A 12,468-nucleotide genomic window follows, 5' to 3' on the forward strand; every position below is an offset into this window, starting at 1 on the left:
CCCCTACTCACGAATCGTACATCCGGGCTTCGGGTGCGTCGGGATTTTCTTCACAATATTGCTCGAAGGCCGACTTGCCGCCCGTGATATCGCCGTAGGCGCGATCGGCTTTTTGGTGGGCGGCTTCGGCTCGCAGTTCTTCCACAATGTCCCAGGCAGCGGCGCAGTCGGGCGAGTCGATGCCTTTGGCGGCGCAAACCTGGCGGGCATAGGCGATCGCCTCTTGCAGTTGGTTTTCCAGCAGCACGGCTTTGGGCTGTTCTACAAAGTCGCCCTTGGTGAGAATGTCGTTCAGCGTGATCAGCCCCAGCAGCCCACCCTGAATCACCGGGGCGCTGTGGATGCCCGTGTTGGCAAACAGCCGCGCTACGTATTCTACGCCCAGGTCAGGGTTCACCACGATGCAGGGCTTGGTCATGATTTCAAACACGCGCACCCGCGCTGGGTCGAGGCCGTAGGCAACGACTTTGTAAACTACGTCGGTCTCGGTCACAATCCCATAGGCATCCTGGTCATGGTGCAGCTCGACAATCAGCGTCCAGGTTGCCTTTTCCTTCATCAGCTTGACTGCTTCGTAGACCGTGGCCGAACCGCGAATGGTCACCACCTCTTTTGACATCACCTCAGACGCTTTCAGCATGATTCTTTCCTTTGAGAAACCCTAGAAAAACTGAATGTTGCCGATTATTGCAAAATGCTACCAATCATTTCTGAATTGCCCAAACCTTAGCCCACACGTTGAGCCAGCACTATCCTCACATAGTTTGCCCCTGGCTGCTTGGCACAGAGCCAAAAAGCTCGAAACCTGGCTTGTCCGAGAGAACGGCGAGCTGTGAAATTTGGCTAACCCGACTGAATGCTTACATTGCAGTGAAAGTGCCGCGGTGAAAGTGCCGCAGTGAGCCTGCCTGAAATCTGGCTCTACGACTCAGGCACACTCCAGATAAACGTTTTGCAGGGCGATCGCTCCGTTGAATCTGCAACCAGTCCGACTTTTCCTGGCCTCCCCATTGCCAAAATTATTCCAAATGCTGTAAAGCGAGCAAAGCAAATGGGCACCAGCTAGGCGCTCAGGCAATTTGAAGACTGGCTCAATCGGCACTATACCTGAAACAGGCTCACAGGTCTTTCGACCGTACCCAAGCGCTAAACCCTGATCCCGGTCTACCCCTCTGCCACAGACGGCACAAACTCTTCAAAGCCTGTTTCAAAGGGGTTGCCTTCTAGCTTTGGCGGCTCTGGTGGAGCTTCCGGTGTAGGCTGGAGCGTGGTCGCCTCCGAAATCGGGCGACGGGCATCGATCAGGCTCATGGCGCGGCTGACGCTTTCTGGAAGGATTACCACCAGCGCATCCTTCGGGGCCCGATCCAGCGCGGTGTTGATGGCCTCGATTTCATCCAAGATGACATCATATTTCATCCCCGGCTGGATCTGTCGAATGCCTTCTTCGATGAGAGCAGCAGCGCTGCCCCGCGCTCGTCCACGGGTGTCGTTGTCTTCTTTGATGTAGATCCGGTCGAAGATGGCGGCCGAGAGGCGGCCCAGCGTGATGAAGTCCTCATCGCGGCGATCGCCCGGCCCACCAATCACCCCAATCCGCTCGCCATTCCAGTTCCGCACAAAGCCACCCAGCGCCTCATAGCTGTGCGGGTTGTGGGCATAGTCTAGCAGGACGTGAAACTCGCCCAGGTTAAACAGGTTCATGCGGCCGGGGGTCTGACTGGCGGAAGCCTGGAAGGTGGCAAGCCCCTGCCGGATGGCTTCGACCGGAACGCCTTGGGCAAAGGCCGCCAGCGAAGCCGCCAGCGCATTGGCAATCATAAACGGCGCACGGCCGCCCATCGTCAGCGGTACGCTAGCCGCCTCCATTAGCCGCAGCGCCCAGTCGCCCTTCACCAGCGTCAAGTAGCCGTTTTCGTAAATTGCTGCCAACCCGCCCTGAGCGACATGGCTTTGCACCACAGGATTCTCTGGATTCATGGCAAAGTAGGCCACCTGCGACTTGACGCGGCTAGCCATCGCCGCCACCAGCGGGTCATCCGCATTCAGCACAGCATAGCCACCCACGCCGACGCTCTCCGCCACGACGCTCTTGAGGTGCGCCAGTTGCTCCACCGTGTCGATATCGCCGATGCCCAGGTGGTCGGCTGCCACGTTTAGCACCACACCCACGTCGCACTGGTTAAAGCCCAGCCCAGAGCGCAAAATCCCTCCCCGCGCCGTTTCCAGGACTGCCACCTGCACCGTCGGGTCTTGCAAGATCACCTGGGCACTCTGGGGCCCCGTGGTGTCGCCTTTTTCCACCAGATAGTCGCCGATGTAGATGCCGTCGGTGGTGGTATAGCCGACAATCTGCCCGGTTTGTTTGAAAATGTGGGCGATCAGGCGGTTGGTGGTGGTTTTGCCATTCGTCCCCGTCACCGCCACAATGGGCACGCGGCCAGGCGTTCCAGGCGGAAACAGCATATCGATGATGGCTTCGCCCACGTTGCGCGGCGTGCCCTCGCTGGGCGAAAAGTGCATCCGCAGACCCGGCGCGGCGTTGACTTCTACGATTACGCCATCCACCTCGCGCATGGGTTTAGAAATGTCAGGGGTTACCACGTCCAGTCCGGCAATGTCTAGCCCGATGATCTTGGCGGCGCGTTCGGCAATCCAGCGGTTTTCGGGGTGAATGTCGTCTGTGCGGTCGATGGCGATGCCGCCTGTGCTGAGGTTTGCCGTCGCTTTCAAGTAGCATACTTGGCCCATCGGCAGCACGGTGTCTAGGGCATAGCCCTGGCGCTCCAGCATTTGAAAGGCAGCGCGATCGAGTTCGATCTGGGTCAACACGTTGTCATGGCCTGTACCCCGGCGGGGGTCGCGATTCGTCTCGTCTACCAGTTCTGCAATGGTAGAGCAGCCGTTGCCAATGACGTGAGCAGGGACGCGCTCTGCCACCGCCACCACTTTGCCACCGACGAGCAAAACCCGGTGGTCGCGTCCGCGATAGAAGCGTTCGACAATCACCGCATGGGATTTTGAGGCAGCTTGGGCAGCATCATAGGCTTCTTCGGCTTCTGCCATTGAGTTGATGTCGATGGTGATGCCGCGGCCGTGGTTGCCGTCTAGCGGTTTGATGACGACTGGGAATCCGCCCACGTCTTCAATGGCTTGCTCCAGTTCATCCAGGTAGTAAATCGTGGTGCCACGAGGAACCGGAACACCCGCTTCGGCCAGCAGCCGCTTTGTGCCTTCCTTGTCGCTGGCTAACTCGACCCCCAAGATGCCCGTGCTGCTGCTGAGGCTGGCCTGGATGCGTTTTTGGTGTTCACCGTAGCCAAGCTGGATGAGCGATCGCGTGCTGAGGGGCATCCAGGGAATCCCCCGCGCCTCGGCCGCTGCGACGATATGCTCGGTGCTGGGGCCGAGCGCCGCTTCCATCGCCAGTTCCCGCAGGTCGTTCAGGTCTTGCTCCAGTTCTTCGACGGGATAGCGTCCCGTGTCTACAATGCTTTGGCAGAGGCGAACCGCCGCCCGCGCTGCGTAGCGACCCGCCTGCTCGTTTTTGTACTCCATCACAACTTGGTAAACGCCGGGAGTCGAGGTTTCGCGGGTGCGCCCAAAGCCGACGGGCATCCCGGCCAGCGTTTGCAATTCCAGCGCGACGTGTTCCACAATATGCCCCATCATCGTGCCTTCCTGGACGCGGCTGAGGAATCCGCCCCGGCAGCCGGGTGAGCAGTAGTGTTCGACCAAGCTAGGCAGGAGGGATACCAACCCGTCGTAAAATCCGGGGATTTCGTTAGACGGGCGATCGCTCAGGTCTTCGAGATCGAGCCGGATGATCACCAGCTTGGGGTATCGAATGCTCCAGTAGTTGGGGCCTCGCAACGTCTGAGTCTTGAGAATCTTCATAGCGCTGGGATTCCAGGATAGAGTGCGGCTTTAGAAGCACGATAGTCTAGTGTCGAGCGGGATAACAACGACAAACTGTATTGTTTGAAACAGTTTCAGGTTTGTTTTAGAACTGCCTGCTCCCATCCCCCTGCCTGAATCCTGACGCATTTTTATCCCACGCGCAATGAATCACAGGATGTTTTTGTGAGTAATTACTTATTGGGATAGATCTGGAGACTGGTCGCAGGCAGGGCGATCGCCCCGAATGGGTTACCGATTCAGGACAACGCGCTTGTAGAAATCGAAGCGATCGCCATGACTGAGAATATGTACCCGCAGATTGTGGATACTGAGAGGATCGTCCGTGCCCGCGTCAGGCTGGTTGGTAAAGGAAATCTGTTCTGGGTCGATTACCGTCACCGTCCCCTTGCCAATCACCTCAAAGGTGCCATTGCCCTGGAACATAGCGCAGGTGTCTTCGTCAATGCCGATGCCCAGCTTTTCGGGATAAGCGGCGATCGCGCTCATCAGTCGCGCCATCCGGTTGCGATTGTGAAAATGCTGATCCACCAGCACTTCAGGAATAATATTCAGCCCAGAGGTCAAATCCACCAGCGACCGATTGGGCGGTTCTCCACTGCCACCCCCCGCGATCATGTGCTGACCCATCACCGCCGCGCCCGCACTCGTGCCCGCCAGCGTAATCTCGCCAAGCTGAGCGCGAATTCGCACCTTCTCCATGATGGGCGTATCTGACAGCAGGCCACACAGCCGCAACTGGTCACCCCCGGTCATAAACACGCCCGTACAGTCTTCCAGAAACGCCTGCCAATCAGGATGGCTCCCCTGATCCCGATCTTGGATGTCGAAAATGGCAATCTCCTTTGCGCCCATGTCCTCAAAAATCTCGCGGTAGCGGCTGCCAATCACCCCTGGCTCTCGTGAAGCCGAAGGAATAATGGCAATCCGCGCATCTGCACCGCGCGATCGATGAAAAAACGTGCGAAGAATTTCACGACCGTGGACTTTGTCTTCGGCACCGCCGATGACCATAACCGCTGTTTCTGTAGACTGGGGCATCCGTTGACGCTGGAGGGTAGGATCAGGTTGAAACATCCGCTCTGAAGGCGGACGGCGCGACACTAGCCGTTCTAATAGTTTGCCAAGCCCGTGTTGAGTTCTACTCATGACTCAAGAATGAAGGTTGCTGGCGAGTGGGGACTCAAGAAAAACAGCAAAGAAATCTTCTAGCGTGCAGTGAAGGTGCAACGAAACCAGCGGTCAAGGCATGAACAGTGGGATAAATCGTCGAAATACGAGCAATGGTGCAGCAGCAATCTCGCAAGCGCGATCTCGCACATCATCGCCGACTCTGCTTTATCCTGATAAAGTTCAGTCAAATAGAATTTAGATTCGGCAAGTTAAATCAGCAAATCTAATGGGAATGGGTCTAGAGTCTAAGCGTAATTATTTAACCATACTCTCAAGCCTTTAACGGTAGTTTTTGTGCGAACCCTATCCTAGCTTCATTACATCCCCCCTGAGCATAGGTGCAAAAACCTATCGCCCTCTATCACCACCTACCAACCAAAGCCGCCGGAGACCACCCCGAAAATTTTTCCAAAAAACAGTAATCCGAAGCGGCCACCTCTCCCCTTCCAGCCCTCTTCGTTCTTCCCTCTTCGTTCTTTCTTTCTTCCCCCTTTCCCCCGTGCGCTTCGACCTAATCACCCTGTTTCCCGATTTCTTTTCTTCGCCCCTGCAATCCGGACTGCTGGGCAAAGCGCTGGCAAACCGGATTGCGGAGGTGCATCTGACCAATCCCCGCGATTTCACCACCGATAAGCATCACAAGGTTGATGACGAACCCTATGGCGGCGGCGTGGGGATGCTGATGAAACCAGAGCCAATCTTTGCGGCGGTGGAGTCGCTGCCCGTGCTGCCCCGACGGGAGGTGCTGCTGATGACTCCGCAGGGGGAGCCGATGTGCCAGCGGATGTTTCAAGAGTTTGCTAGCAGCCGGGATCAACTGGTCATTATCTGTGGGCACTACGAGGGCGTAGACGAGCGGGTGCTGCATCTAGTGACGCGGGAAGTGTCGCTAGGGGACTTTGTGTTGACCTGTGGCGAAATTCCGGCGCTGGCGCTGCTGAACGGCGTGATTCGCCTGCTGCCGGGGACAGTGGGCAAAGTCGAGTCGCTGAAGCTGGAAAGCTTTGAAGACGGGCTGCTGGACTATCCACAATACACTCGTCCGGCGGAGTTTCGTGGATGGCGGGTGCCGGAGGTGCTGCTGTCGGGAAATCACCAGGCGATCGCCCACTGGCGGCACGAACAGCAGATCGAGCGCACGCAGAAACGCCGCCCCGACCTTTGGCAGGCATGGCAGGAGCGGCAAAAGTCTGCATCTTTAGATGAGAGAGAAAAAGACGACCACAAACTCTAGAAACTCGGCAGATGGAAATTCCGCCAGCAGGGGTCGATGAAACGGATTCTTGCGTGGAGCTTCTTTATCTAGGGCTATATTAGGGCATCCAGGGCTATGTAGAGCTTCTGGCTGCTACGTGGGGCTGTAGTGGTCAATCAGCAGGGCTGCCAGGACTGCAAAAGCAGTGATACTAAGGGCGATCGCCGGATGTTGCCCTTGGCTAATGGCAAATGTGGTAACTGCGCCAGCACCCAGCGTTGCGGTCAGCGTTGCGCTAACCCAATCTTTCTTTGTGTTTTTATCGTACATTTGGCTAAACCGAGGCAAATCTGATGGTGTTATTCGATACTCATCAAACTATCACCCAGGTCGGAAATTCCCAATTGAAGACTGGGAATTTGTAATCAAGGTTTAGTTTTGCATACGTTTCTTCACTTTTTGGGCGCAGTTTGTGAGCTATTGTAAAGCGCTTCTGCTACGCGCTTTAGCCGCCGCAACTGCGCCTGCATATCCTGTCGGGTCCACTCTGCCGCAAACGTATTAAACCCATAGCGGACGATGGGATTGGGAATGCGAAACTCAAAGCGATTGACCAGCGTCGTGCCCGTGGAAGTCGGCTGACACTCCCAGCGATCGCGCCCCTGAAAGAATCCCCTAAACTCCCACACAATCAGCCCCGGCTCCCGCTCGACCACCGTGCTGTGGAGCGCAGGCTGCACCAGCGGCGTTTGAATCAGAAATCGGCTCTTGCTGCCCAGTTCCGTACTCCAAACGCCCACAGGCTCGCAGCGCAGCGCCGGATTGAGCCATCGATGCATCAACGCCAGGTCTGTAAGACACTGTTCCACCGCCGTCGCGCTGGCGCTGATTTGGATAGATTGCTCGAAGATTTGAGAGTCGGGCATTTGGGTGATGGGGTGGCGGGGTGATGGGGTGACGAAAGAGAGAGGGAGAGGGAGGGAGAGGGAGGGAGAGGGAGGGAGAGGGAGGGAGAGAGGGGGTGAGGAGAAAGCTTGCTCCAACACTCCAACACTCCCTCACCTAACGCCGGCCCTCCAGCTTCGCCTGTAGTTCGTCCTTGATGCGGCTCAGAATGGAGGCTTCGTCAAGGGAGTCAAGAATTTCGCTGACGACGGTTTTCAGACCGGTGGGGCCCCAGGATGCGCCGTTGGCGAGGTAGGTTTTGGTAAGCTGACCGATGACGTAGGTGGACACGCCCGCGACACCTGCCTGGGCGATCGCCACGGAGGCATAGGGCAACACCGACGCGCCACCCGTCGCTGGAGCCGCTGCTCCCAGCAGACTTTTTAGCGAACCCAGCCCCAGCGTTAGCAGCAGGTCGCTGGCCGTCACGCCGCCCAGCCCGATTGCCATTTTTTGCAGCAGCATGAGGGCATTTTGCTGGGTCATGGGGATGCCGTAGAGCCGCGACAGGGTGACGATCAGGGCAATTTCAATCACCGCGCCGCCCAGCAGATCTAGCACGGTAATCGGGTTGAGGGCGATCGCCACGGCTTTGGTCATCACGCCCTGCCAGATCAGGTCATCGGCGCTGCGATCGCGGATTTCGAGCTTGCGCTGCAACAGGCGATCGCTCACATCGTCGGCATAGAGCATCGTGTTCAGCGCCACCAGCGACTTGCCCTCGCGGTGCAAAATCTCCAGAATCTTGAGCTTTAGGTCGTCTATCTGGGGTTTCCCGGCTTCTCGGCGCACCACAAGCCGACCATCAGGCTGACGCACAGCCGTCGTCGTCATCGGCGAAGCCGCCGCCATGACGATTTCGTCCGGCGACAGCAGTTCTCGCACGCGCTGGTCGCGGATGGTCTGATAAATCGCTTGACGATCGGCATCGGGATACTGATCCACCTTGTTGAACACCAGCAGCATCGGTTTAGCCGCCTGCCGCAGCGCCGACAGCGCCTCATATTCCACGCGGGTAATATCGCCCGACACGACGAACAGGATTAGATCTGCCTGTTTGGCAATTTGCTGTGCCAGTTGTTCGCGTCCTTCGCCATCGACTTCATCGATTCCCGGTGTGTCGATCAGCTCTACCTGCGACTGGCCCGTTCCCGGCAGCGACACCCGCAGAACCTCCTGAGCGCTTCCGGCGATCGCCTCCTGCCGAATCTCCCAGTTCGCCGCCTGCACCGCCTGCGTGATGCCATGCACGGGCCCCGTTTCAAACACCGACTGCCCTAGCAGCGCATTCAGCAGCGACGATTTGCCCCGCCCCACCATGCCAAACACCGCAATTTGCACCACCATGCGGTCGAGCTTGTGGAGCAGGGTTTGCAGGCTGGTTAGCTCTGTTTCTAGCCCCGATCGCTCGCGTGGGGTCAAGTCCAGCCCACTGACGAGATCCCGCAATGCGTCTTGGGCCTGGCAATAGGTCAGGTCTGCCTGAATTTCTCGAAAGCTGGCGATCGCCTCGTCCAGTTCTTGATCTAGCGTTGGATCGGAGGGCGATCGCGACGTTGCCCTAGAAGCCTGGGTAGCGCGGGCCGGAGGCCTTCCCTCTAAGCGCTCTGGCACGTTTCCAACATCCGTCAACACAAACCTCCTGCGGAAAATCAGCCGCCTTGCCTCATCAGCGTGAGTTCTGATGGTGCATCTATCGCTGACGCATCTATCTCCAATCGTAGCGACTTCCGTTGTGTCTGTGCGCTCGCGCACAAGCCGCCTTGCCCATTTTTAGTGTCTCCTCGCTGTCTTCTGAAACTTCCGGGCTATGCCCAGAGGGTTGGGTTAGGAACGTAAGGTTGCCCCCTTTGTGAAAGATGAAGACGAAGTAGGCAAAACAAAGGGCAGAAGGAACCTAAATTCCTTTCCGCCCTAAATCTCCAGATCCGGAATTCCGGCTTCCGCTATTTAAGACAGCGCCTCCAGGTAATCACGGACGCGGTTGCGGCGCTTGGGCTGACGCAGCTTTTGTAGCGCCTTCGCCTCAATTTGGCGCACCCGCTCACGGGACAGATCCAGCGCCCGGCCAATTTCCGCCAGGGAATAGGGCTGTCCGTCGCCCAGCCCAAAGCGCATCTGAATCACGTCGCGCTCTCGACTGGTAAGGTCGGTGAGCAACTGCTGCAAATCGCGGATCAGGGATTCCCGCATCAGCAGTTCCTCTGGCGATGCGCCTTCGGTTTCCAGCAGGTCGCCCAGTTCCGTGTCGCGCTCCTTGCCCACCTTGGTTTCTAGCGACACGGCGCGGGGGACGCGCTGCAACACCTCGCGCACCTGGGGTGCGGTCATGTCGAGTTCGGCGGCGATGTCCTCATAGGTGGCGGTGCGGCCCTTTTCCTGGGAGACTTTGCGCTGCGCCTTTTTGATTTTGTTGAGCTTTTCGGTGATGTGGACGGGCAGGCGGATGATGCGGCTCTGGGTGGCGATCGCCCGCGTAATCCCCTGCCGAATCCACCAGTAGGCGTAGGTGCTAAAGCGATAGCCCTTCGTCGGGTCAAACTTCTCCACTGCTCGCTCCAGACCCAGCGTGCCCTCTTGAATCAGATCCAGCAATTCCAGTCCGCGATTCTGATACTTCTTGGCCACCGACACCACTAGGCGCAGGTTGGCCTTGATCATGTGATCCTTGGCAGACAGCCCTTCCGACTGCACCAGTTCTAGCTCTTCTACCGGACGCTGCACTAGCTCGGCCCAGCGACGCTTGCCCTGTGCCAGCAGCGGCTTCAGTTCCGTTACAGCGATTCCCGCTGCCTCGGCCCAGCGCTCTAGCGAGGGACGATGCCCCAGCATCGATGCCAGCCGATCCTGAGTTTCCATAATTTGCAGGTAGCGCTGGAGCGCTTGGTCCCCCTGTTCGGCTGCTTTGTGGCAAGCCTCTAGCAAAGACATATAGCGCTGCACCTTTTGAGCTTCCGAGACTTCTTCATCGCGCCCCAGGAGCCGCACCCGCCCAATTTCCTGGAGATACAGCCGCACCAGGTCAGTCGTGCGCCGCGCCGTAGCATTTTTGCCAATCGCGGCTGCCCCGTACTCCATTTCCAGGCTTGCCAAATCCTCGCTCAGTTGCACCTCAAAGTCGTCGTCTTGAGTATTGACAGCGCCAGTTTGAAGTTCAAAGCCATTCGAGGAGTCGTTGTAGTCCGCCTCAGCGGAGAAAGTTCTTGCTGGCATAGTACTCGTCTCAGTTGCTCCAGGTAACAAGGGGCTTCTTTCTTTCACTGCTTACCGATAGTGTTCCCGGTATTCAGGACTAATTCATCAGGACTGAAAAAGAATATTCAGGTTCCATTCGACCGTTTCTTGAGTGACTCAGCTAGGGATAGTTTCCGGCCCTCAGCACGCAGCAGCGAACTGACCCTGCGACTAGAGTCGAGTGCCACATCCGACAGGAGGACTTGCGGAGGCGTAGCCATGCTTGGCAGATTGCGGCAGGCTTCCAGGCTAAGAAGCTGGACTCGTCAACAGGTTGCCCTCTAATTCGGTGTTGGCAAACTGCAACTTAATAAAAATCCGAATGCTGACTCAGCTCCAAGGATTCGGTCTGTAAACATCTATCGGCTTTGGCCAATTAGTTTATGCAGGTTCTATGCAGGTCTTATGACGCAGTGTTGATGCTAATGGTCTAGACACACCCGATTCTGGCCACAAACTGCTTAATACCCGTTCCCATAAAGCTGCATTGAAGCAGGACATAGACTCAAGCGAGCCATAAACAGGGTAATAGAAGCAGTTTGCACAAAGCTCTTACATAAAGTTCTACAGGCTGCCCTCCGAAAATTCCCGAGGGAGACTCTGAAGTTCACACTTCCTACATCAAAAGAATCAGCATTCGGTGGGTATTTTGTCCGCAAGAAGGCGGATTCTGGTTTCAAGGAATACAAATTTGAAACTCAAATTCCGGCGGCGCGTGAGATTTGGGTGGGCGATCGCCCCTTTCCCTTTTTCAGACTATATTTTCTGCTGGCTCTATGGCTGCCAGACAGCGTGACCGCCGAGTTGCACAAATGGCTGATCTCAGGCACATCTCGCGCTTCTAGACGAGGGATTTAAGGGCTGCATGAATCGAGTTAGGTGCAGGCAGCGTGAATAAAACAGGGCGATCGCCCGGCTGTGCAATCTGCTTTGTTAATAGTTTGTATAGATATCGTCCCGGGACTTGCAAAATTTTGAGTCTTTAGGATGCGGATGATGAGGATGCAGATGACAGCTTTGGGACAACGTTGATTACGTGCCCTGGCTTTGGGTCGATTCCAGCCCACTAATTTGCACAGGGACAAGGGGTACGCCGATTGTCAGCACGGCCGAGGGCTTGCCGGAGCTGCTGCTTGAGGTCTTCTTCAATAGCGCTGCGGACGCTAGCCGTGGCAACGCCAGTCACAGGCAGTTTGCGTTGCGCTTGAAACTTCTCAACGGCGCTAACGGTGCGCGGCCCATAAAACTCGCTGATGGACAGATCCGGACTCACGGTTTGCTTGAGTCCGTGGTGCAGGTTGCGGACAAGCTGGCGTGCTTTTTCCTGGGTAAGCTGGTCTGCCTCGCCCGTTAGCGGCAGCCCATAATGCGCCTGAAATGTGCGGATGGCCAGTTTCAAGTCATCACTCGGCAGTTTGCTCTGTACGTCGCTGCATCCTAGGTGCGAGTTACTGTGTACGCTATCCGAGTTTGCGAAATATCCCAAACCCAATAAGACTGCGATGAACTGTTGCAAAGAATAAACCGTTTTCATAATCACGAATCCTGAAGTTGGGTCGTGGATTGAGCGCTGTGGCGCTGCAAAGGATTGACCAGTTCCCTGCAAGGGAACCTCTCTAAGAACTGCTACTTAATCCTGAAGGACTGGTGTTGGAACCATGCACTGGAACACTGTCTGGAAGGAAGGGCGGGGGTGCAATGGGAACACCCCCACTTGCAGAAGGTTCGTTCACCAAGTCGAGATACAACCTGAATCGCTCTCTTCTATCAAGATAGAAAGAGGCGCGAAATTACTCTTCATGCTGCGGTGTAAATCTCGATCACCCACTCCGATCACCCGCTAGTATGAACTGATGGGCTTGTTGCAAAAGGGCGATCGCCCAATCCGTCCTTCTCCATCAAACGCTATCGAAAAAGGTGTGGATTGTGCGATCGCCCTTGTCATCCCGACTATCCCCTGGAAATCCATTCTTGTGGATTCAGACGGGTTTAGACCTACTGCT

General features: G+C 56.6%; 10 protein-coding genes. 2 read left to right on the forward strand and 8 right to left on the reverse strand.

What is annotated here, in order from left to right:
• Nucleotides 1-7 precede the first annotated feature (7 nt).
• Nucleotides 8-640, reverse strand: coding sequence for a CP12 domain-containing protein (locus O77CONTIG1_RS19840; RefSeq protein WP_068514258.1), 633 nt, complete (start codon nucleotides 638-640; stop codon nucleotides 8-10).
• Nucleotides 641-898: 258 nt separating this feature from the next.
• Between O77CONTIG1_RS19840 and O77CONTIG1_RS24900 the strand changes: the two genes are divergently transcribed.
• A complete protein-coding gene (locus O77CONTIG1_RS24900) occupies nucleotides 899-1,066 on the forward strand; it encodes a hypothetical protein (protein WP_156435498.1) in 168 nt (55 codons plus the stop codon).
• Nucleotides 1,067-1,164: 98 nt separating this feature from the next.
• Here O77CONTIG1_RS24900 and cphA read toward each other — a convergent pair whose 3' ends face one another.
• Nucleotides 1,165-3,897 carry a cyanophycin synthetase gene (cphA, locus tag O77CONTIG1_RS19845; protein WP_084782868.1) on the reverse strand — a complete coding sequence of 911 codons (2,733 nt, stop codon included), beginning with the start codon at nucleotides 3,895-3,897 and terminating at the stop codon, nucleotides 1,165-1,167.
• Nucleotides 3,898-4,149: 252 nt separating this feature from the next.
• Nucleotides 4,150-5,067 (reverse strand): cyanophycinase, encoded by a 918-nt coding sequence (locus O77CONTIG1_RS19850; RefSeq protein ID WP_286132424.1) that lies wholly within the window; start codon nucleotides 5,065-5,067, stop codon nucleotides 4,150-4,152.
• Between the two features lie 523 nt (nucleotides 5,068-5,590).
• Here O77CONTIG1_RS19850 and trmD point away from each other — a divergent pair.
• On the forward strand, nucleotides 5,591-6,325 hold the full coding sequence (trmD, locus tag O77CONTIG1_RS19855; RefSeq protein ID WP_068514261.1) for a tRNA (guanosine(37)-N1)-methyltransferase TrmD: 735 nt from the start codon (nucleotides 5,591-5,593) through the stop codon (nucleotides 6,323-6,325).
• 114 nt (nucleotides 6,326-6,439) lie between these two features.
• Here trmD and O77CONTIG1_RS25270 read toward each other — a convergent pair whose 3' ends face one another.
• The 5 genes from O77CONTIG1_RS25270 to O77CONTIG1_RS19875 all read right to left on the reverse strand — a co-directional run bounded on the left by O77CONTIG1_RS25270 (nucleotide 6,440) and on the right by O77CONTIG1_RS19875 (nucleotide 11,864).
• The gene (locus O77CONTIG1_RS25270) at nucleotides 6,440-6,616 is read right to left on the reverse strand and encodes a hypothetical protein (RefSeq protein WP_172799733.1); all 177 of its coding nucleotides are present in this window, start codon (nucleotides 6,614-6,616) and stop codon (nucleotides 6,440-6,442) included.
• 122 nt (nucleotides 6,617-6,738) lie between these two features.
• Complete coding sequence (locus O77CONTIG1_RS19860) at nucleotides 6,739-7,212, reverse strand: SRPBCC family protein (protein WP_068514265.1); 474 nt, start codon at nucleotides 7,210-7,212, stop codon at nucleotides 6,739-6,741.
• 136 nt (nucleotides 7,213-7,348) lie between these two features.
• Nucleotides 7,349-8,863 carry a GTP-binding protein gene (locus tag O77CONTIG1_RS19865; protein ID WP_197673249.1) on the reverse strand — a complete coding sequence of 505 codons (1,515 nt, stop codon included), beginning with the start codon at nucleotides 8,861-8,863 and terminating at the stop codon, nucleotides 7,349-7,351.
• A 318-nt stretch (nucleotides 8,864-9,181) separates the two neighbouring features.
• Nucleotides 9,182-10,444, reverse strand: coding sequence for an RNA polymerase sigma factor SigC (sigC, locus tag O77CONTIG1_RS19870; RefSeq protein ID WP_068514267.1), 1,263 nt, complete (start codon nucleotides 10,442-10,444; stop codon nucleotides 9,182-9,184).
• Between the two features lie 1,087 nt (nucleotides 10,445-11,531).
• The gene (locus tag O77CONTIG1_RS19875; protein WP_068514270.1) at nucleotides 11,532-11,864 is read right to left on the reverse strand and encodes a peptidoglycan-binding domain-containing protein; all 333 of its coding nucleotides are present in this window, start codon (nucleotides 11,862-11,864) and stop codon (nucleotides 11,532-11,534) included.
• Nucleotides 11,865-12,468 lie beyond the last annotated feature (604 nt).

The organism is Leptolyngbya sp. O-77, from assembly GCF_001548395.1.
Classification (GTDB): domain Bacteria; phylum Cyanobacteriota; class Cyanobacteriia; order Elainellales; family Elainellaceae; genus Thermoleptolyngbya.

Excerpts from the sequence above, each read along its gene's own strand:
- O77CONTIG1_RS19850 (WP_286132424.1), bottom strand. The coding sequence starts at position 5,067 with ATGAGTAGAACTCAACACGGGCTTGGCAAACTATTAGAACGGCTAGTG.
- sigC (WP_068514267.1), bottom strand. The coding sequence starts at position 10,444 with ATGCCAGCAAGAACTTTCTCCGCTGAGGCGGACTACAACGACTCCTCG.
- O77CONTIG1_RS19860 (WP_068514265.1), bottom strand. The coding sequence starts at position 7,212 with ATGCCCGACTCTCAAATCTTCGAGCAATCTATCCAAATCAGCGCCAGC.
- O77CONTIG1_RS19840 (WP_068514258.1), bottom strand. The coding sequence starts at position 640 with ATGCTGAAAGCGTCTGAGGTGATGTCAAAAGAGGTGGTGACCATTCGC.
- cphA (WP_084782868.1), bottom strand. The coding sequence starts at position 3,897 with ATGAAGATTCTCAAGACTCAGACGTTGCGAGGCCCCAACTACTGGAGC.
- O77CONTIG1_RS25270 (WP_172799733.1), bottom strand. The coding sequence starts at position 6,616 with ATGTACGATAAAAACACAAAGAAAGATTGGGTTAGCGCAACGCTGACC.